This window comes from Kitasatospora sp. NPDC048298, assembly GCF_043201465.1.
Classification (GTDB): domain Bacteria; phylum Actinomycetota; class Actinomycetes; order Streptomycetales; family Streptomycetaceae; genus Kitasatospora.
In genome coordinates this window covers 119752-140420 of sequence record NZ_JBICYZ010000016.1, presented here as the reverse complement: position 1 = coordinate 140420, position 20669 = coordinate 119752, and the positions used below count along the sequence as shown (strand labels likewise).

Here is a 20669-nt window from a genome sequence, read left to right as displayed (position 1 = left end):
GGGGGGGGGGGGGGGGCGGGGGCGGGGGGGGGGGGCGGGGGGGCGGGGGGGGGGGGGGGGGGGGGGGGGGGGGCGCCCGCCGCGGCGCGGGGGCCGGGGGGGGCGGGGGGCCCCCCCCCCCCGGCCGTCGGATGGCCGTCAGTGCTGTCTCAGTCCTTCCCCTCCCCACCGAGCAGGCCGGCCTGGGCGGCGGTCAGCCGGCCCTGGGCGTGCAGCCAGCGCACCGTGTCCGCCATGGTCTCGGCGGTCGGCCTCGGGGTCAGCCCGCCGGTGCTGGCGGCGGGGTCGACCGGGGTCGCGCAGGCGCAGGTGTAGACGGCGCCGTACTCGGCGGGGATGTGCCAAGGCCAGCCGCGCTGGAGCAGGGTGGCCAGGGCACCGACCGGCAGCATGGCCCGGGCGGGGAGGAAGGCCGCGGGCAGGCGCCGCCCGGTGACCTCCCGCAGGGTCCGCACGTACTGCCGGGTGGGCAGGTGGTGGCCGGGCCCGAAGTGCCGGTCGGAACCGGCCCGCGGCGCGGTCAGCAGCCTGGCGTGCAGCCGCGCGGTGTCGCGGACGTCGCCGACCGGGAAGCCGCCGAGCGGCCAGATCGGCATCAGCCCGCGCAGGGCGTTGCGCAGCCGGGCGTTCTGGTCGCCCAGCCCCGGGTCCCGCGGGCCGAGCAGTGCGGGCGGGTAGCTGATGACCACCGGCGCGCCGTCCCGCTGGTGGGCCCGGGCGATCCGCTCGGCCGCGGCCTTGGTCGCCATGTACGTGTCCCGGGGACGGCCGACCGGGGAGTGCTCCCCGAGCGGCCGTCCGGGGGACGGCAGCAGGGCGACGATGCTGGAGACGTGGACGACCGGGTCGGCGCCCGCCCGGCGGGCGGCGGCCAGCACCAGCTCCGTCCCCCGTTCGTTGGTCCGGCGCATCCGCGCGTTGTGCCGGCTGTCGAAGGAGTACACGGCGGCCGCGTGGAGCACGGCGTCGGCGCCGCGCACCGCGCGGGCCGCGCCGCCCTCGTCGGTCACGTCCCCGACGACCAGGTCGACGGCGCCCGGGTCCACCTCCAGCAGGCCGAGGGCCCGCTCCGCCGCGGCCGGGTCGCGGACCAGCATCCGCACCCGGTGTCCGTCGCGGACCATCGCCGCGACGGAGTGGATGCCGACGAACCCGGTGCCGCCGGTCACGCTCACCAACATCGAGCCCATCCCCCGCTCAGCCGATCCCGTCCGGGTTCGCGCCGATGCCCCGGTGGAAGGCGCCGCGGTAGAACAGCAGCGCCTGCCGGTCGTCGGCCCAGTCCGCGGCCAGCACCTCGCCGAGGAAGATGGAGTGGTCGCCGCCGTCGTACTGCTCGGCCAGCTTGCACTCCAGCCAGGCCAGCGAGCCGGCCAGCAGCGGGGCGCCGGTGAACGGTCCCGGCTGCCAGTCGAGGCCGTGGAACTGCTCGGCCCCGCGCGGCCTGCTCTTGTTCGCGAAGTACCGTGCCAGCGTCTCCTGTTCGGCGCCGAGGACGGAGACCGCGAAGGACCTGGTGACGGTGATCGCCTCGTGCATGGTCGCGGAGCGGGCCACGCAGCAGAGCACCATCGGCGGTTCCAGGGAGACCGAGCTGAACGCGTTGGCGGTCATCCCGTGGACGTACTCGCCGCCGGTGGTCATCACCGTGATCCCGGTGGCGAACCTGGCCATCGTCTCGCGCAGGGCGCCCGGCAGGACGGCCCGGTTCTCGGTGGCCGGCGTCCGTACGTCCGTCGGCCGGGTGTTGACCGGCAGCCGGCCGTTGCCGATCACAGCGCCCGCCCCGTCTCCACCGGCCCGCCGGGCGCGGCCTGCGCCGCGAGGGCCCGCGCGACGGCCGGCCCCTCGGCGTACGGGGCCAGCGCCAGGCGCAGTTCCTCGGGCACCCGGGCGGGGACGGTGGCGGTGTTCGGCCCGCGCATGCACGCGATCCGCTGCCGGCCGCGGGCGACCAGGTTCTCCTGTTCGCCGTCGATCCGCAGGTAGTCGAAGGTGAACTGGATCTGGGTCTGGGTCAGTTCCTCCAGGCGCATCCGGACGGACAGCTCGTCGAAGGAGGTGATCTCGGCGAAGAAGTCGCACTCCACCTTGAGGGTGAACAGCTTGAGGTCGTCCTGCAGTTCGGCGAGCACCCCCGGCGCCTTGTCCTTGAGGAACATCTCCCGGCAACGCCCCTGCCAGCGCAGGTAGTTCACGTAGTAGACGTTGCCGACGAGGTTGGTCTCCTCGAATCCGACGGTGTGCCGGATCTCGTAGTAGGACGACATCAGTTCTCCTTCCCGACGAGGACCGCGAAGAGCACCGGCTCCGTGCGGTCGTTGACGGTGGTCACCCAGGTGGCGACGGCCGCGTCACCGGCGGACAGCACGACCCAGCCGCCGGGGTGGACGCGGTCGAGCGTCAGCGCCTGGGTGGTCGCACCGGACTTGCGCAGGCACTCCAGCGCGCTCCAGACCCTGGTGCCGGCCACCGCCGGGCTGCAGCCCACCTCGGCCACCAGCAGGTCCCGCAGGGCGAGTTGGCCGGCGCCCAGCAGCGCGTCCCAGTCCTCGGCGGTCCGCTCCAGGACGGTCTCGACGTCACAGGCCAGCCGCCCCCGCCCGGCCACCGCCAGGGTGAGTCCGGGGCCGTGCGAGGCCGACACGGTGACTCCCTCCAGCCCGGGCGCGCCGGCGAGTTCGGGCTTGCCGTCCGGGCGGTGGCGCAGTTCCACCGGCCGGCCCAGCGCCCGGCCGAGGGCGGTCTCGGTGCGGGCCCTGCGGTCGCCGTCCGCGGCGCCGGTCTCCGCCGCGGGTTCGACGACGACCGCGCGGCTGCCGCCCAGCACCCGTTCCAGGCCGCGCTCCAGGTACGAGCCGAGCATCGCGGGCACCCACGGGCCGGCGCCGTCGCGCTTGCGGACGGCGACCAGGGTCAGCCCCTCCCAGCGCTCGACGACCTTCCCGGACGGGGTCCGCACGTCGACGTCGTAGACGTAGCTGTCCCCGTCCTGCGAGCGCTCCCTGGCGTCGAGCACCACGTACTCGGTGTCCTGGTCGGCCGGATCGGCCAGCCAGAGCCGCTCGATGCCCTGCGGCAGCAGGGTGGCGTCCGGCACGCAGCACTGGATGGCGTGCATCATCGCGTCCCGGGTGCCGGGGTCGGCGAGCAGCTGGTCCTGCGGCAGGTAGGCCGCGAACCACGGCGCCTGGGCGGTGGTGGAGATCTCCGCCAGCGCGTGCCGGGCACTGGCCCGCCGGTACTCCAGCAGGCGCTGGAACCGCTTGCCCTGGAAGAGCACGCTGCCGTACAGCTCGGTCACCGGGTCCACCGGCACCGCCGGCAGGCCGAAGCCGTCCGGCACCGGGGTGCCGGGCACCTCGGTCCTGGGGTAGCGCAGCCGGGCCCGGAAGTGGTCGGCGGCGAAGTCGGTGCCCTCGCTGCGCAGCACCACGTCGACCGTTTCGGGGTCCCGGACCAGGGCCGCGATCCGGATGGTGGTCGAGCCGCCCGGCCGGACCACCACGGGACGGCGGAACTCGACGTCCTCCAGCAGCGGCGGGCCCTGGTGGCCGCTCACCGCGGCGGCGACCTGGGCCATCGCCTCCATGCCGAGCACGGCCGGGAAGAGCAGGTCGTCCTGGAGCCGGTGGTCGCTCAGGTACGGGTCGCCGCCCTCGGTCAGCTCGGTCTCGGTGATCAGCTCGATGTCCGGGTGGTGTGCGACCACCCGCTCAACGAACCTGGTCAGCGGCAGCTCGCGCCGGGCGGTGGTGAGGGTCGGCAGGCCGCCGGCCCGGCCGCTGACCACCAGGACGGGGCCGGCCGACGGGTCCGCCAGCACCTCGCGCAGCACCTGGATGCCGTTCTCGGTGGAGATCGGCGTGATGCCCTCGCGGATCAGCGCCTCGACGACGCCGAGCCGTTCGCCCATGCCGGCGCCCGACCAGACGGACCACTCCAGGGCGATCGCCCTGGCCTTCGGGTGACGCTCCTGGAACCGGAGCGTCAGCTCGGTCATCCAGTCGTTGGCGGTGGCGTAGTGCGCCTCGCCGCGCAGTCCGGCCCGGCCGATGATCGAGCCGAAGGTGATCAGCAGCTTCAGGCGGTCCGGTTCGACGGCCGCCAGGACCGCCTCCAGTCCTTCGGTCTTGGGCGCCAGGGTCCGGTGGAAGTCCTCGACGGTGAGCGCGTCCAGGGCGGCCGGCTGGTTGCGTCCGGCGCCGTGCAGCACCGCGGTGACCGGGCCGAGCCCGCTCTCCAGCAGGGCCACCGCGGCGGCGATCTCCTCGGGCGAGGTCACGTCGGCGCGGGCGTACCGGTAGCGCAGGCCCGCGGCGTCCATCCGGGCGAGGTTCCCGGCGAGTTCGCGGTCGTCGGCCGGATCGGCGCGGCCGATCAGGGCCAGGGCCGCACCGGAGTCCTGGGCCATCGCGATGGCGCACTCCGCGGTGATGCCCTTGCCGCCGCCGGTGACCAGCAGGACGTCCCGGACGTCGAGCGGGGACCCGCCCTCGGCCGCCGGACGCAGCTGCAGCGGCCGGAGCACCGGGACGGTGCGGCGGCCGTCCGGCTGGTACCGGACCTCCGCGAAGCCGGCCGTGGCGGCGGTCTCGGCGACCACCCGGGCCACCGCCTCCTCGCGGGCCGCGCCCTCGGGGGCGGTGTCGGGCAGTTCGACCACCGTGGTCGGGACGGACGGGTGCTCCAGGTGCAGGGTCTTCGCCAGCCCGGCGGCCCCGAGCCGGCGCTGGACCACGACCAGCCGGGTACCCTCGGGGGCGGCCAGCACGGCCCGACCCGCGGTCAGGAAGAGTTCCGCCTCCTCCGGTCCGCACGCGTCCGGGAGGCAGAGCAGCACGCCGTCGCCGAGGCCCGCCGCCGCGAGCGCGGTGCGCAGCGGCTCGGCGAGCGGGTGGCCGGGCGTGCTGTACGCCGTCCAGGCTCCGGCGGAGTCCTGGGGGCCGGACTGCGGCCAGGCCGCCGGGGTCGGCAGGGCGGGCCGGGCGGCCTCCAGGTGCTCGACCGCGAAGGGCCGCACCCACGGGGCCACGCCGGCGACCTCGGCCGCCGACTCGCCGCCGTCCTGCGCGGTGTCCGCCAGCTGGTCGATCAGCTCCGCGATCCCGCCGAGGTCGACGGTCGCGTAGTTGGGGGTCGCGGCGAGCACCGGCCGGCCGAGCGCCCGGGTGACGTCGTTGACGATCTGGCCGATGGTGATGGAGCTCAGGTGCAGGTCGTCCATCGGGTGGGTCTGCGCGGTGACGGAGTCCAGCGGCAGCTCGACCCGCTCGGCGGCGAGCCTGCGCAGCAGCTCCAGGGTGGAGTCCGCGCCGGTGTCCGCGGCGCCGGGCTGTCCGGCGGGCGCGTCCGCGGCCTGGCCGCCGTCCTGCGCGGCCAGCTCCGCGTCGATGGCCGGGGCCGCCTCGCAGGGGTTGGCCAGGAAGGTCATCGCGCCGTCGGCCGGCAGCGGCCGGAGCAGGCGGTCGCCGAACAGCGCCTGGGTCCGGACGGGCACGCCGAGCACGTACGCGGCGCCGGCGATCCGCAGCAGCGGGCCGAGCGAGGCGCTGTCGGTGTCGACCGCCAGGGTGGCGCGGTCCGGTGCGATCTCCGCCAGCAGGCCGGACAGCACCCGGCCCGGGCCGACCTCGACGACCAGGTCGGCGCCGTCGACCGCCACGGTGGCGGCCTCCTGGAAGCGGACCGGGAGCAGGACCTGCTCTCGCAGCACCTCGCGCAGGTCGGCGGACGGGTCCAGGAGCCGGCCGGTGACGGTGGAGGCGATCGGGCGGACCGGCTCGCCGAAGTCGAACTCCGCCAGTTCGGCCGCCATCGCGACCGCGGCCGGCTCGACCAGGGGCGAGTGGAAGGCGTGCGAGACGTTCAGCCGGGTCGCCGTGACGCCCTCGGCCGCGGCCCGGCGGCAGACCTCGTCGACCGCCTCGGCGGGGCCGGAGAGCACGGTCTGCCGGGGCCCGTTGTAGCCCGCGACGACCACGTCCAGTCCGGCGGACAGGGCGGCCGCCTGCTCCGGGGTGGCCGCCAGGCCGGCCATCGCGCCGCCGCCGTGGCTGGCCCGGGCCATCACCTGGCCGCGGATCGTGGCCAGGCGCACCACCTGCTCCTCGTCCAGCGTGCCCGCCCAGTGCAGGGCGGTCAGCTCGCCGAGGCTGTGGCCGACGGCGGTGTCGGCCCGGATGCCGAGCGCGTCCAGCACCCGCAGGGCGGCCAGCGAACCGGTGACGATGCGCGGCTGGGCCACCTGGGTGGCGACCTGGTCGGCGCCGGTGGGCAGGGCCGAGGAGCGGAACACCTCCTCCGCCGTGGCGAACCGGCGCCGGATCGCGCCGACGGCGCCACGGCCCGAGCCCTGGCCCGGGAAGAGGTAGGCGATCCGGGGGGCGGTCCTGGCGCGGCCGAGGAAGACGCCCTCGCCGGCCGAGAAGGCCTCCCGCGCACCGGAGTCGAGCAGGGCGAGCAGCCGTTCCAGGCCGCGCACGGCGTCGTCCGGGGTGGTCGCGACGACGGCGGCGCGCACCGGGCCGCCGGACAGCCGGTCGGCCAGTGTGCCGGCCAGGTCCGCCAGTTCGGCCTGGGCCAGCTTCGGCACCAGGTCGAGCAGCCCGGTCAGCTCGGTGCGCAGCGCGTCCGCGTCCGGGCCGTCCAGCAGCAGCAGTTCGGCGTCCTGGCGGCCGGCGACCAGCCGGGTGGTGTGCTCGTCGAGCGCCTCGCGCCGGGTGCTGCCGGGGGCCTGGGTGACGGCGACGTGGGTGTTGATGCCGCCGAAGCCCATGGCCGACACCCCGGCCCTGACCGGCTGGTCGGCCGGCCAGAGTTCGGCCTGGCGCGGGACGTACATGGCCGCCTCGTCGCCGAGCAGGCCCGGGTGCGGGTCGAGGTGGCCGGTGCCCGGGGGGATCACCTGGTGGTGCACGGCGAGGGTCGCCTTGATCAGGCCGGCCACGCCGGCGGCGGCCTTGGTGTGCCCGAAGTTCCCCTTGACCGTGCCGAGCGCGGCCGGACGGGCCGTCGGGTCGGCGGTGCGGCGCGCGGAGGACAGCGCCTCGATCTCGGTCGCGTCGCCGAGGGCGGTGCCGGTGCCGTGGCCCTCGAAGTACGAGACCGTCTCGACGCCGTAGCCGGCCCGGTGGTAGGCGCGGGTCAGCGCCAGCCGGTGCCCGCTCGCCTCGGGCCGGGTGATGCCGCCCTTGCCGTCGGAGGAGACGCCCCAGCCGCTGATGCTGGCGTAGATCCGCCGGCCCTGCGCCAGTGCGTCGCGTTCGCGCATCAGGACGAGCATGCCGGAGCCCTCGCCGGGCCAGAAGCCGTTGGAGTCCCGGTCGTAGACCTTCATCTCGCCGGTGGCGAGGGCGCCGGTCTTGGCGAAGCCGATCACCTCGAACGGGTCGATGGAGAGGTCGACCCCGCCGGCGACCGCCACGTCCAGTTCGCCGTCGGCCAGGGCCTTCGCCGCGGTGACGACGGACAGCAGGGAGGAGGAGCAGGCCCCGTCGACCGTGTAGCCGCCGCCGCGCAGGTCGAAGTGGTTGCAGATCCGGCCGGCGATGGTGTTGGCGAGGCCGCCGGCCAGCGAGTCCTCGTCGATGGCGGGGAACGGCGCCTTGTACTGCGGTTCCAGGTCCTGGAGGAACTTCGCCACGTCCCCTTCGGACCAGCCCTGGCCGGTCAGCGCGGCGGCCACCGTGCGGCGCACGTACGGCCACCGCAGCCGCATGATGTTGGCCCGCGAGAATTCCCCGGTGAGGCTGTTTCCGACGACCACCCCGGTGCTCTGGCGGGGAAGTCCGGAACCGTCCGGGAATCCGGCGTCGGCGAGCGCTTCGGCGGCCACGTCGAGGGCCAGCCAGTGCGTCAGGTCGGTCGCCCGGTAGGTGCTTCCGGCGACGCTGTATTTGATGCGGTCGAAGGCGTAGTCCCGCAGGACCGCGGCTTTTTTCGTGTAGTGCCGGTCGGGCGCGCTACGGTCCTCCGACCAGTAGTCCGCCTGGTTCATGCGCTCGTCCGGCAGCTGCCGGAAGGCCCGCCGACCACCCAGTACGTTCTCCCACAGTTCGCTCGCCGAATTGGCGTCCGGGTAACGGAGGCCAATTCCCACGATAGCGATCCGCTCACTGCTCACGTATTCACCACCCATGGAGATGAATTGACGGCAAATCTGTTGCCGACTCGACACGCCTGCACTGTCGTCAATAGTGCGGCGGCGACCGTCCGGCTGTCTTCTCCGAGTTTGCTTTCCGCCTGGTGGGGGGCGGTGCTTTTCCATAACGGTGTGATTCCACGCCGCCGCTATTCGATAACGGCGTCATTTTCCGGGGGCCGGCCGGGGGCTTCCCCGGGGGCCGGCCGGGGCCTTGGCCGGGAACGCGCCGAGGCTCCCGCCGGTCGGCGGGAGCCTCGGGTGTGCGGGCCGTGCGCGGCGTCAGCCGGCGGCCGTGGGAACGCGGTCGGCGAGCCGGGCGCCCAGCTCCCGGGCCGCCGTCAGGGCGGCCCAGGAGGTGAGCTCGATCAGCGCGGCGTCGCCGGGCCGGCCGCGCCGGAACTCGGCGACCAGGCCGTCGTCGACCTGGTACGAGGCCTCGGCGGTCAGCAGGGCCAGCCGGCCGGCCGGACGCTCGTCCCCGGGCAGGGCCGCCACGGCGTCCTCGACCCAGCCGCGGCTGATCCCCGGCGGCCGGCCGTCCCAGTCGGCCAGCCGGTCGGCCAGCAGGGCGCGGACGCCGTCCGGCACCGACCTGGCCCCCGCCGCGTCGATCGCGGCGGCCGCCCGGGCGAAGGCGCCGGCCACGCTGGGGGTGCCCGCCGCCCAGCGCAGGTCCTGCGGCAGCGGCGCGGCGGGCAGCAGGTCGAGCGAGGTCCCGGCCGGCGGGGCGACGCGCGCGCTGTGGCGCATCAGCCGGCCGAGGACCGCCCTCGCCGCCGATCTCGCGGCCGCCGGGAGTCCGGTCGGCAGCGGGCTCGGCGCGAGGAACAGGTTGACCATGCGGTTGAGGTAGTGGAAGGTGACCGCCACCCCGACCAGTTCGGGCGCCGCCTGGGCGGAGAACGGCGGCGGCGCGCCCTGGCCCCGGTCCGCCCGGAACCAGTCCGCCGACGCCTCGACGGCCGCCCGGGCGCTGCCCGGGGCGGACGCCCCGGGCAGCAGCGCGGCCAGCGTCGTCCCGTGCACCTCCACGCAGTACGGGCAGGAGTTGGCGGCCGAGACCGCCGCGGCCACCGCCTCCTTGGTCGCGCGGTCGGCCCGTCCGCCGGCGACCAGGGTCTCCCGCAGCATCACCCAGGAGGCGGCGAGCACCGCCGGCGAGGCGGCGTGCAGGCCGATCGGCGGTGCCAGCATGCCGAACTCCCGCTCGACCTCGGCGAAGACGCCGGCCACCTCCTTCCCCGCGTCGGCCGGCCGCACCGGGGCGACCCGGTGGACCTGCGCCATGGACCTGCGCAGGGCCGGCCGCAGGAACGACGTCGTCATGTGCGTCCTCCTCCAAGCTCGGTCTGGAAGCCCGGTCCGGAAGCCCGGTCGGGCGCCTGGCGCTACCGGCGCATCAGGCCGGGCAGCTGCACCTGCACGCCGCGCCGGCCGCTGGTGGCGCCGTCCGGCGCGGGCGCGCCGTACTTGACGTTCACGCCGCGCTGCTGCGCGGCGGCCACGATGCCCGGGATCGCGCGCTCGGCGAGCGCCGAGATGGTCAGCGCGGGGTTGACCGTGAGCGCCCCCGGGACGGCGGAGCCGTCGGTGACGAAGATGCCCGGGTGGTTGCGCAGTTCCTGCCGGTCGTCGAGCGCCGAGGTCTGCGGGTCGTCACCGATCCGGCAGGACGCCAGCGGGTGCACCGTGTAGGCGCCCACCAGGTCGTTGGTCCACGGCATGACGCGGGCGAGTCCGTCGCGCTCCAGGATGTCCTTCACCACGGCGTCCGAATCGGCCCAGGCGCGCAGGGTGTTGGCGGTCGGCCGGTACGAGATCGACCCGCGCCCGAGCATCTGCTGGGAGATCCGCTGCGCGTTGCCGGTGGGCGGCGGCGGGCCGAAGACGCCCTCGTTGTCGTCCTCGATCATGGTGAAGATTGTCAGCCAGGACTGCCACTGCCGGACCAGTTCCTTCTTCTCCACACCGAACCAGCTGGGCCCGCTCGCGTCGGGCACCTGCGCCAGGATGGTGCCGAACCCCGGCGGGAAGTAGAGCTGTTCCAGGGAGAACCGGGAGTGCTCCGGCAGCGAGCCGTCGAGGTTGTCCCAGCTCGCCACGACCGGGCCCTTGCCGATCTGGTTGGCCCGGAACGCCGGGCCGTCGGAGCGCTTGAGCCCCAGCAGGTCGCGGGCCTTGTCCTCGTCGACGATGGCCGTGTTGAGGCGCTCCCCGTTGCCGGAGAAGTAACGGCCCACGGCGTGCGGCATCTCGCCCAGGGCCGCCTCGGAGCGCTGGAGGATCACCGGGGTGGCGCCGGCGCCGGCGGCGAGCACGACGATCTTCGCGTCGATCGTGCCGCTGCCGACGTGCACCCGGTAGTCCTCGTCGTCGACGACGCTGTAGTGCACCCGGTAGCCGCCGTCGTCCGTCCGGGTCAGCTGCTGCACCTCGTGCAGCGGCCGGATCTCGGCGCCGTGCGCGAGGGCCGCCGGCAGGTAGTTCAGCAGCAGGGAGCGCTTGGCGTCGAAGCGGCAACCGGACATCATCCAGTTGCAGTTGGTGCACTTCGCCCGGTCGATGGCGGCCGGGACGGGGTTGGCGGTGCGCCCCGCGTGCTCGCAGGCCGCGGCGAACAGCCCGCCCGAGTAGGTGACGTCGTTCCAGTCCTGCTGGGTGATGGGCAGCGCCTCGGCCACCCGGTCGTACCAGGGGTCGAGGACGTCCCGGTCGATGGCGGCCGGCCACATCCGCCGGCCGATGCTGCCGCGGCGCTCGAAGACGAACCGCGGCGCGCGCGGCATCGCGGCGAAGTACACCACGCTGCCGCCCCCGACGCAGTTGCCGCCGAGCAGGCTCATCCCGTCGCCGACCACGAAGTCGAAGATCCGGGTGTACGAGGAGCCGAGCTGGAAGTCGTGGTCGAAGTCGTCGGCCTTCAGCCAGGGGCCGCGCTCCAGGATGGTGACCTTGGCGCCGCCGGCCGCCAGGTGGTACGCCGCGATCGCGCCGCCGAAGCCGCTGCCCACGATCAGGACGTCGGTGCTCTCGGTGCTTGTCATGCGGGACTCCCTGAAGACGTGGTGTCCGGGTGGGGTTCGGCCAGCTGCTTGCCGTACGAGAAGTCGGGGAACCGCCACAGGCCGTCCTCGTCCGGCTTCATGAACCCCATCGCCGTGAGGCCCGGGTGGCCCGCCGCGAGCGCGTCCGCGGTGGGCATGTGGGCGGCGGTGTCGAAGGCCATGTTGGCGAACAGCGCCAGCAGGACCCACAGTTCACGTTCCTGGTGTTCCGTCCCGGTCAGTTCCTGCACCAGGCTGGTCCGGTCCGCGAACGGCAGCGCGACGAACGGCGGCACCGAGTCGTCGAGCCGCAGGCCGTGGTCGTCCGCGTACGCGCTCGCGTGGCGGTTCAGGGCCTGCTCGTAGTCGTCCAGGGCGTCCGACAGTCCGGTCGCCGGCGTCTCCAGCAGCTCGATGGCGCCCGCCTGGACGGCGCCGCCGCCGGTCGAGGCGCCGGCCACCGCCCGGTCGTCGGGGGAACGCTTCTCGCCCGGGACGATCGTGTCCGCGAACGCTTCGAGCGTCATGGTCCGGTAATCGTGTCGATCCGAGGTAGGCGAGCCCACCGGCATCTCCTCAGGGGCTTGTCGAAAAGCGGGCCCGGCACGCACCGGCCGATCCCGATTCGCATACGCGACAGTGGCATCGTGCGCGCAATACGCCCCCGCAAGCATCTCCTGTGTTGCTGATGGCCTCCGGGGCCGTTCAAACATGAATTCCGGGACAACTCACCGGACGGTCATGCCGAGGGCACGTGCCACCGGACCATTGCGTCTGTCATGTGCCTGCTGCTACGGTCGTCACTTGCTATGGCCGGCGACACTTTTCAGCTTCGCCTTTTCCGAAGGGGGCCTCCCTTCGCTTGCCTGGCACCTCGACAGTCGGCCTGTCAGCGCGGCCGCGACTTTCGTTCCCGATCATCGCAAGGGTGGAATCTCTGTTCATCCGCAGGTGCGGCGGAGAAGCTGGAGTCAATCATGACAACTGCCATCGAGCAAGCTGTTTCCCGGGCCATCGAGACCATGCACGAGAACATCGGCGAGCTGCTGACCATAGACGACATGGCGCAGGCCGCCATGTACAGCAAATTCCACTTCTCCCGTGAATTCCAGCGAATGACCGGGGTTTCGCCGAGGCGATTCCTCTCCGCCATCCGCCTCGAAACGGCCAAGCGCCTCCTCATCGAAACGTCGTTCACGGTGACCGAGATCAGCCACCGCGTCGGGTACAACAGCGTCGGTACCTTCAGCTCACGGTTCGCCAGCAGCGTCGGCGTCCCCCCCACCGTCTACCGCCAGCTCGGGGGTTTCACTCCCCGGATCGAGGTCGACCCGCGCGGCCTGTCCCGGAGCACGGAACTCTCGACCTTCCGCGGCGAGATCCGGGCCCCCATCGCGGGGGACCTCGGCCGGGTGTACGTCGGGCTGTTCCCGACCCGCGTCCCCGAGGGGCGACCCGCCGCGTGTACCGTCCTCCCCCGCCCCGGCGTCTTCTTATTCGACCAGGTGCCGGCCGGCACCTGGTTCCTGCTGGCGCACTCCGTCCCGGCCGCGTTCGACGAGGTACTGACGGGCGACCGCCCGGTCTCGGTGGGATCGGTCGGACCGATCGAGGTGCGGCCGGACGTGCCGCTGCTGCCGATCGAGCTCCGCCTGCGCCAGGCCCGGGTCCTCGACCCGCCGGTGCTGCTGGCCCTGCTGGACGCCCGGGCGGTGGCACTGACCGCGCGGGCCGCCCCGATCACCGACACCGCCTGAGCCCGCGGCCCGGGCCCGGCTTCGAACCCGCGTCCGCGGAGCGTTCGGAGCCGGGCCCGGAGCCCACACAGGAGCCCCCGCGACGATCCCCGGAGGGACGGTCGCGGGGGCTTCGCCGTGCGGCCCCGGGGCCCGGTCAGCCGGCCGGGTGCACCGTCATCGGCAGGCCGCCGCCGACCCGCAGCGACAGCATCGGCTCGGCCACCACCCGGTGGCCCGGCACCTTCCTCAGCCGCAGCTCCCGGGCGACCATGGCGATCGTGAACGTCGCCTCCAGCAGCCCGAGATGGTTGCCGATGCAGAAGCGCGGCCCCGCCCCGAACGGGATGTAGGCGTAGCGCGGCCGGTCGACCGCCCGGTCCCGGTCGAAGCGCTCCGGGTCGAACTGCTCCGGGGCGTCCCAGAACCGGGGGTGACGGTGCAGGGTGTACGGGCAGATCAGCACGTCGGCGCCGGCCGGGACGTGGTACCCGCCGACCTCGTCGTCCGCCTGGGCCTGCCGCGGCAGGATCCACACCGGCGGGTAGAGCCGCATGACCTCCTCCACCACCATCGAGGTGTACCGCAGGCGGTGCAGGTCCTCGAACTCGGGCAGGCGGTCGCCCAGCACCTCGACGGCCTCGGTGTGCAGCCGGTCCATCACCTCGGGGTGCCGGTCGGCCAGGTAGAAGGTCCAGCCGAGGGTGCTCGCCGTGGTCTCGTGGCCGGCCAGCAGCAGCGTGACCAGCTCGTCGCGCATCCGCTGCCGGGCGACGGCTCGGTCGGGCTCCTGCCGGGTGGCGACGATCAGGCGGGACAGCGCGTCCTCCCCCTCGATCCGGGCGCCGTCGCGGGAGACCCGCTCCGCCACCAGCCGGTCGACCACCCCCTGCAGGTCCTGCCGGGCGCGGCGGAAGCGGAGCTGCTTGGACAGCGGCACCCAGCCGGGCACCATGCCCATGGTGACCATGTCGAACATCGCCTGGTCCTGTACGGCCTCGAAGTCGTGCCCGACCGCCTCGAAGGCGCTGAGGTCGACGTCGAGCAGCGTGCGGCCGAGCACCCCGAGGGTGAGCGCCGTCATCTCCTTGACCACGTCGACCGGTCCGCCGCCCTCGTGCGCCCGCAGCCGGCCGACCAGCTTGGCCGCCTCCTCCGCGACGGCACCGGCCTGCTGGACGATCCGCTTGTGCTGGAAGGCGGGCTGGATCTGCCGGCGCTGCTTGCGCCAGAGCTCCCCCTCGCTGGTCAACAGGCCGTTGCCGAGGGCGCGTCGGGCCTGGGCCAGGCCGATCCCCTTGTGGTAGTTGGCCGCGTTGTCCGCGAGCACGTGCTTGGCGTGGTCGGGGTGGTTGAAGAAGTAGAGCGTCTTGGGGCCCATGGAGATCCGGACCGCGTCGCCGTACTCCGCCGCGGCGGCGCGCATCATCTCCAGCCGGTCCCCCACCAGCCTGCGCAGCAGGACGGGGGCGGCCCGGCGCGGCGGGCCCGGCGGGACCTTGCGGGTGGCGGCCACGGCTAGCACCCCCCGACGTTCCGGAAGCGGTCGGCGATGGCCTGGCGCCACAGCTCGAACGCGGGCACCGGGCCCGGCACCGGCTCGGTCGGCCGCAGCTCCTGGGTCACCGCGGCCGCCTCGACGGGCCCCATGCCGCAGAACACCCGGGTGGCCAACTCCGTGTGCGGCACCAGCAGTCCGGCCCGGATCCGGGCCTCGGCCGCGAACGCGCTGCCCTGCGCGACGATCGCCCGGTGCTCGCCGGCCCGGTCCCGGAACGCGCACAGTTCGGCCTCGTCCACGCCCCCGGCGTAGGTGGCCGCCAGTCCGGCCCCGCCGTAGAGGTCGGAGCGCCTGGACTCCGGGAACTTCTCGATCATGGTCGCGACCAGGTCCGGGTCGGTGCCGCCGACGAACCACAGGGCCCGGCCGATGCCCTGGTCGATCGCGCGGCCGGCGTACGACGGGGCGTCGTGGGCCGGCCAGGGGAACGCCGGGTCCCGGTACTGCCGGTGGACGTACCGGTCGGTGCGGAAGTACGCCTGGTGGAAGCCGTACCCGTCGAGCACCAGCCAGCGCAGCAGCGGGTCGAGCGCGTCGACGTCGGGCCAGCAGAACCTCGGCAGCCGGGCCATCGCCCAGCCGATCCCGACGTACACCATGTAGACGTGGTCGGCGCCGCGGCCCTGGAGGCAGCGGGCCACCGAGCCGCCGCCGGACAGCCGCAGCCCGTCGAGCATGGCGAAGCCCATTCCGGCGCCCTCGTAGGCGAATCCGCGGAACCGGTCCGGGATCTCCTCCAGCGGGTATTCCGCCTCCGCCGGGTTGCGGGCCTCCACGGCGTGCGCGTAGCCCTCCAGGAAGCGCGCGCCGACCGTCTCCAGGAGGTCCTGGGCGGCCGGCGACTTCCGGTGGAAACCACGTGTTTCCATGAGCGTCTCAGAGGTGCTCGGAGTGAGAATTCGACGTCGGAGCGTCCGCCATGCAGTGGACACGCCTTACTCCTCTCAGGTCTTCCGCGGGGCGGCCGATCCGCCCCGCGGCTGCTTCGCACACGCCTGGGCCCTAGTCGCCGAAGTGGGCGCGCACGTTCGCCCGCCACCGTTCGTACGGGGGCGGACCGCCGGCGGCGCCCGGGGCGCGGTCGTCCACCGCGCAGTCGTCGGCCACCTTCGCGGCCGCCTCGACCGACAGGCCGGTCAGGCTCGTCGAGGCGGTCTCGCAGTGCGCGGGGACGAACCCGGCGTACGCGCGCGCCTTGGAGGCGAACACCGAGCCCTGGGCGAGCTGCGCCCGGTGCGGGCCCGCCGCGTCGCACAGCCCGGCCAGGCCGTCGGCCGTGCCGCCGCCGGCGAAGGTCGCGGCCAGTCCCACGCCGCTCCACAGGTCGCCCTGCCGGTCGGCGTCGAACCGCCGCACCGCGTCGGCGACCTGCGCCGGCGAGCCGCCGTGGATGAACCACAGGGCCCGTCCGACGCCCTGGTCGAACGCCCGCGGGAAGTACTCGGGCGCGTCCTGCCACGGGTACGGCTTCGGCCGGCGCTGCTCGTCCACCCAGCGCCGGGTGTGGAAGTAGGCGAGGTCGAAGCCGTAGCCGTCGACGGCCAGCCAGCTCATCGTCGGGTGGTAGGGCGTCCCGGCGAGGTCCGGCAGCACCTTGCGCCACAGCGGCCGCGGCAGCCGCGCCATGGCGAAGCCGATGCCGATGTACGCCAGGAAGATGTGCGGCTGTCCGGGACCGGCCAGCAGGTCCCGGGTGCGGTGGCCCCGGCCCATCGCGTCCAGGACGGTGAAGGCCATGGTGGCGCCCTCGTAGGCGAATCCGCGCTGTTCGGGCTCGACCAGGGCGAGGCGGCGCTCGACCTCCCACTGGCTGCGGGCGTCGATCCCCCACTCGAAGCCGCAGACCACCGCCCGGGGCACCGCCTCCAACCGTTCGGTGGACTCCGTGGGTGTCACCGGGAACCCGCGCCCGGCGAAGGTCACCGAGGCCAGTGACGGTGTCAGTACCAGTCGGCGCAGCGATCCCAAGGTCGTCGGCACGATCCCTCCCAGGCTCACATCGGGAATTGACGGCTCCTCCATGCTCCTGACGCCACGTCACGGCCCGCATCTCCACGGTTGCGTTTCCGGGGCTGTCTTCGGACCCGCGTCTTCGGGAGTGCTCCGCGTTCCGTCCGTTCGGCCCCGGCCCGGATCCCGGGCGCCACAATGGAACCGGCCCGTACGAGACCGGGTTCCCGGCGTCGTCGGTCCGTCCCCGTCAAGGTCGTCCCACCGAAGGAGAGCCGTATGAGCACGTATCAGCGGAACGCCGAGGCCACGCCCGGGTCGCTCTGGGACCGGGCGCCCGACCACCTCGCCTACCGCGGTTCCCGGGAGAACATCACGGCGCTGCTGGGCGACCGGCCCGGGGTGGCCGGGGTCGCGGTGCCCGCCTGTCCGGACTGGACCGTGCTGGACCTGGTCGGCCACCTGCTGGAGGTCTGCCGGACGGTGGCCGCCGACGCGCCGGGCAACCTGTGGGAGGTCCCGCACGCCGACTCCGGCGACGGCCTGGACGGCCTGCTCGCCGAGTGGGCGCGGCTGGACGCCCCGGTGGAGCGGGTGCTCACCGAGTCCCCCCAACTGCGGCACACCATGCTGATGATGGACGCGTTCACCCACGAGATGGACCTGCGGGCCGCGCTGGGGGCGGAGGTGCTCCCGGACCACCCGTCCTACCCCTCGTCGCTGGACCTGGTCGTCCGGGGCTTCGCCAACGCGGTGCGCACGCTGGGGCTTCCGGCGCTGCGGATCGAGGCGCCGGGGGCCGAGTGGCTGGCCGGCGACGGCGAGCCGGCCGCCGTCCTGCGCGGGCACCGGCACGACCTGCTGCGCTCGCTCACCGGCCGGCGCTCGCTCGACCAGATCACCGAACTGGCGTGGAGCGACGCGCCGCAGGCCTGGCTGCCCGCGTTCACCTGGGGCCCGTTCCGGCCGCCGGCGCGGCCCGTCGAGGTGGCGGCCGAACGCTAGAACCGGCCCGACGGCGCTGTGGCGCTGCCCGGTCCGGGCAGCGCCACAGCGCCGTCGTGGTGCCACCCTCGGTGCCTCAGGCCGCGACCGCACCGACCTGCTGCGGCTGCGCGGCCGTCCCCTCCGGGGCGCCCGCCCCGGCGGCCTTGGCCTGCCGGGACTTCTGGATCAGGTGCGCGACCCACCACCCGATGCCGCGCAGGGCGCAGACGATGGTGGTGGCGTAGAACAGGGTGTAGACCACGTTGAACACCATCAGCACCCCGTAGACCATGGCGACCGAGGAGCCGAACATGAACTGGGCCTTGGCCTTCATCGGCGTGGTGCCCGGGTCGCTGATCATGTAGTTGGTGAACAGCACGAAGGCGACGCCGGTCATCGCGCCGAGCGCGGAGTACAGCGCGACGTCCCAGATCCAGTGCCGGACGAACGCCTGGATGGCGAACGCGCCGAGCCAGCCGACGATCAGCGGCGTGCGCTTGGTGAGCAGGGCGTTGATCACCGTTCCCGCGGTGGCGATGATCAGCGGGATCATCACGCGGAAGAAGGTGTTCGCGTTCTCGGTGAACTGGTACGGCGGCGAGATGCTGAACCAGGTGCCGAAGCACAGCAGCGACATCGTGATCCCGAAGTTGGACGGGTTCATGTAGTGCCGCATCCGGCCCGCGATCGGCGCCTGCAGGGCGTGCTTGCCGCCGACGCCGATGACCACCCCGAAGAACAACGGCAGCAGCTGGTTGTTGCCGTACGTCAGCATGTTGACCGCCAGCGCCGTGATGTGGGCCGGCAGCAGGAACTCGTAGAGCCCGCGTGCCCCGCGGCCGCGGAAGCGCGGCGCGCGCCGCTGGGCCCAGGCGCTGATCAGCTCGAAGCAGATCTCGCAGGTGTAGGCGGTGACCACCGCGATGAACGGCCAGAGCCAGGGCTGTTCGAAGCCGAGCAGGGTGTAGCCGAAGATGTTGAACACGCTGATGGAGATGGCGAAGTTCCGCAGCGCCAGGTAGCGCGGGTCCTTCGGTTTCGCGGGGGCGGCCGGCGCGGCCGCCGGGGCGCCGCCGGGAACGGGTTGCGCGGTCGCGCTCATCGGTTCGGGACCTCCTGGACGTCGCTGGTCAGCATGAGGGTGTGGGTACCGGTGTCGATCTGCTCGGTCTTCTCGTGCAGCCCGCCGCTCGCGTCCCGCCACATCAGCTTGACGGTGACCGGGCCCTGCTGGGAGCCGAGGCCGAAGCGCACGTCGAAGCTGCGGTAGCCGCCGTGGCCGCCGCCGCCGTCGAGCTGGGAGATCTGGGTGCGGCCGTCCGGGGTCATGACGCACACGGTGGCGTTGTACGCGGGCGCTCCGCTGTTCACCAGGCCCTGGCCCGCCCCGCCCTCGGCGGTCGGCCGGTAGAGCCGCAGGTTCAGCTGGTTGCCCACGCTGGGCGCGGTGTTGGCGTAGAAGGCGGGCGGCCCCCACTGGCGGGCGACGGCGAAGTCCAGCCGGCCGGTCCCGGTGGTGTCGCCGGTGGCGAGGCCGCGGGTGGGCGTCGGCACGGCGATGCCCAGCTCGGAGCTGATGTTCACGTACGGGCCGTCGGGGGTCTTGGCGTAGAAGGCGACGGCCTCGTCCCCGGCGATGTCGTCGCCCGGCTGGACGTTGGGCCACATCGCGGGGTTGGAGAGCAGGTCGTCGTTGGTCATGGCCATCTCCTGCAGCCACGGCCAGCGGTTGATGTTCCCCTTCACGAAGCCGGTCGCCTGGAGGACGTTGAGGTCTCCGCTGTTGAGGAAGTCGCCCATCTTGGCGTCCCAGCCCCAGCCGCTCCAGGCCATGCCGTGCTCCTGGGCCTCCTGGGTGAACGGCGCGACGCCGTCGGCGAGTTTGGCCTTCATGTCGGCCTCGTCCTTCGCCTTGTTGATCCAGACGAAGTTGCTCTCCTCCAGGCCCCAGGCGACGGCGATGTTGCTGACCATCATGTCGAAGTTGCCGTTGCGGCCGAGGTCGCCGAAGTCGACGCCCATGCCCTTGAACGAGCCGTTGCCCAGCACGAAGGACTTGGGGGTGCTCGGTGTGCGCTCGCCCGTGGCCTCGGTGAACCGGATGTGCCCGGGCGTCGACCTGTTGTACATCAGGTGCCCGTGGCCGAAGTCGTTGGCGATGTACATCTCGGGCAGTCCGTCGCCGGTCAGGTCGGCGCCGGAGATCGCCAGCGTCCAGCCGGTCGAGGCGTCGAAGGGGATCGCGCCCTTCTCCTCCACGTACGACACCGTGGGCTCGGGGCCCGAGGTGCTCTGCTGCCAGCGCAGGACGTGGTCGCCGCCGGCGTTCCTGGCGCTGGACAGCGATTCGTTCATCACGACGTTCTTCAGGCCGTTCGGGTCGAGCACGTCGGAGTCGGGGAAGTAGTTGCCGATCACGATCGACGGGCGTCCGCTGCCGTCGAGGTCGGCGACGTAGTCCGCGTCGGTGTTCCAGCGCGGGCCGTGGTACTTCCCGTCCAGCGACTCCGAGGGCACCAGCTCGCGCGGCACGTAGGAGCTCGCGGCCGGGGTCGTGGCGTCCGACCTGGCCATGAACAGGATCGGCGTGCGGCCCCAGTACGTCACCAGGAGGTCCATCCGGCCGTCGCCGTTGAAGTCGCCGGGCGTGCAGCCGGTGGGCGCCATGGTGTCGTCCATCGGCAGCGGCTTGCCGTCCAGCACGAAGGGCGTGAAGCGGTCGGCCGGCCGGGCGGTCGGCGTGTAGGTGACGACCACGCTGTCGGTCCTGGTGTCGACGATGCACATGCTGTCGGCCACGCCGTGCCCGGTGAGGTCGTTGATCGCGATGCTGGCCCCGACCGAGGAGATCCACGAACGGATCTTCTGGTAGGCCGGGTTGACGTTCCGCACGGTCCTCATCGGCCGCTGGTCGTAGCCGGGCGGCATCGCGATGGGCATCTCCTTGAAGCCGTACTGCTTCGCGACCTGTTCCGCCCCGGCCACCGCGACCGAGCTCCGTGCCGCGAAGAACAGCGAGGTGGCCACCAAGATCACCACCAGGCCAGGTACCAGTCTGCGGAATCGTTCACCGTATGTCACCGAATTCCCCTCTCGGCAGATCGTGTACGGCCCTGCTTTTCGCATCGAGTGCACTGACGCGGCCGACTCCGGCGGGAGGAAGAAGTCCCGGGGTCCTGGATCCGCGTTCCCGAATTGCGACGGTGAATCACACTTCACTCGCAGGTCTACCCCACGAGCATGGA

14 protein-coding genes are annotated in these 20669 nt (G+C 73.4%); 2 read left to right on the top strand and 12 right to left on the bottom strand.

All coding sequences use genetic code 11. The features are described 5' to 3' along the window. Positions 1-149 precede the first annotated feature (149 nt). The 7 genes from ACGF0D_RS15815 to ACGF0D_RS15785 all read right to left on the bottom strand — a co-directional run bounded on the left by ACGF0D_RS15815 (position 150) and on the right by ACGF0D_RS15785 (position 11717). Complete coding sequence (locus ACGF0D_RS15815) at positions 150-1181, bottom strand: NAD-dependent epimerase/dehydratase family protein (RefSeq protein WP_392870676.1); 1032 nt, start codon at positions 1179-1181, stop codon at positions 150-152. Positions 1182-1197: 16 nt separating this feature from the next. Continuing rightward, on the bottom strand, positions 1198-1776 hold the full coding sequence (locus ACGF0D_RS15810) for a flavin reductase family protein (RefSeq protein ID WP_392916429.1): 579 nt from the start codon (positions 1774-1776) through the stop codon (positions 1198-1200). Beyond that, on the bottom strand, positions 1773-2270 hold the full coding sequence (locus ACGF0D_RS15805; RefSeq protein WP_392870671.1) for an acyl-CoA thioesterase: 498 nt from the start codon (positions 2268-2270) through the stop codon (positions 1773-1775). The genes ACGF0D_RS15810 and ACGF0D_RS15805 overlap by 4 nt, the downstream gene beginning before the upstream one ends. Beyond that, positions 2270-8140 (bottom strand): SDR family NAD(P)-dependent oxidoreductase, encoded by a 5871-nt coding sequence (locus ACGF0D_RS15800; RefSeq protein WP_392916426.1) that lies wholly within the window; start codon positions 8138-8140, stop codon positions 2270-2272. Before ACGF0D_RS15800 ends, ACGF0D_RS15805 begins: the two co-directional genes overlap by 1 nt. Before the next feature lie 285 nt (positions 8141-8425). Beyond that, positions 8426-9472, bottom strand: coding sequence for a carboxymuconolactone decarboxylase family protein (locus ACGF0D_RS15795; RefSeq protein ID WP_392916423.1), 1047 nt, complete (start codon positions 9470-9472; stop codon positions 8426-8428). Between the two features lie 62 nt (positions 9473-9534). After that, entirely contained in the window at positions 9535-11190 is a 1656-nt protein-coding gene (locus ACGF0D_RS15790) for a GMC family oxidoreductase N-terminal domain-containing protein (RefSeq protein WP_392916421.1), read from the bottom strand. Continuing rightward, positions 11187-11717: a DUF5987 family protein gene (locus tag ACGF0D_RS15785; RefSeq protein ID WP_392870659.1), complete on the bottom strand. Its 531-nt coding sequence runs from the start codon at positions 11715-11717 to the stop codon at positions 11187-11189. Before ACGF0D_RS15785 ends, ACGF0D_RS15790 begins: the two co-directional genes overlap by 4 nt. Before the next feature lie 450 nt (positions 11718-12167). Between ACGF0D_RS15785 and ACGF0D_RS15780 the strand changes: the two genes are divergently transcribed. Continuing rightward, positions 12168-12947, top strand: a complete 780-nt coding sequence (locus ACGF0D_RS15780; protein ID WP_392870656.1) for a helix-turn-helix transcriptional regulator — start codon at positions 12168-12170, stop codon at positions 12945-12947. A 136-nt stretch (positions 12948-13083) separates the two neighbouring features. Here ACGF0D_RS15780 and ACGF0D_RS15775 read toward each other — a convergent pair whose 3' ends face one another. The 3 genes from ACGF0D_RS15775 to ACGF0D_RS15765 all read right to left on the bottom strand — a co-directional run bounded on the left by ACGF0D_RS15775 (position 13084) and on the right by ACGF0D_RS15765 (position 16467). Then, positions 13084-14442: a cytochrome P450 gene (locus tag ACGF0D_RS15775; protein WP_392916418.1), complete on the bottom strand. Its 1359-nt coding sequence runs from the start codon at positions 14440-14442 to the stop codon at positions 13084-13086. 2 nt (positions 14443-14444) lie between these two features. Then, complete coding sequence (locus ACGF0D_RS15770; RefSeq protein ID WP_392870650.1) at positions 14445-15419, bottom strand: DUF1702 family protein; 975 nt, start codon at positions 15417-15419, stop codon at positions 14445-14447. 70 nt (positions 15420-15489) lie between these two features. Continuing rightward, positions 15490-16467, bottom strand: coding sequence for a DUF1702 family protein (locus ACGF0D_RS15765; protein ID WP_392870647.1), 978 nt, complete (start codon positions 16465-16467; stop codon positions 15490-15492). Between the two features lie 249 nt (positions 16468-16716). Here ACGF0D_RS15765 and ACGF0D_RS15760 point away from each other — a divergent pair, with 249 nt between their 5' ends. Further along, positions 16717-17442, top strand: coding sequence for a maleylpyruvate isomerase family mycothiol-dependent enzyme (locus ACGF0D_RS15760; protein ID WP_392916415.1), 726 nt, complete (start codon positions 16717-16719; stop codon positions 17440-17442). A 76-nt stretch (positions 17443-17518) separates the two neighbouring features. On the opposite strand, the gene ACGF0D_RS15755 is transcribed toward ACGF0D_RS15760, so the two are convergent. Together ACGF0D_RS15755 and ACGF0D_RS15750 are read right to left on the bottom strand one after the other, a co-directional pair. Next, positions 17519-18526, bottom strand: a complete 1008-nt coding sequence (locus ACGF0D_RS15755) for an enediyne biosynthesis protein (protein ID WP_392870641.1) — start codon at positions 18524-18526, stop codon at positions 17519-17521. Next, complete coding sequence (locus tag ACGF0D_RS15750; RefSeq protein ID WP_392871642.1) at positions 18523-20460, bottom strand: FG-GAP repeat domain-containing protein; 1938 nt, start codon at positions 20458-20460, stop codon at positions 18523-18525. The genes ACGF0D_RS15755 and ACGF0D_RS15750 overlap by 4 nt, the downstream gene beginning before the upstream one ends. Between the last annotated feature and the right edge of the window lie 209 nt (positions 20461-20669).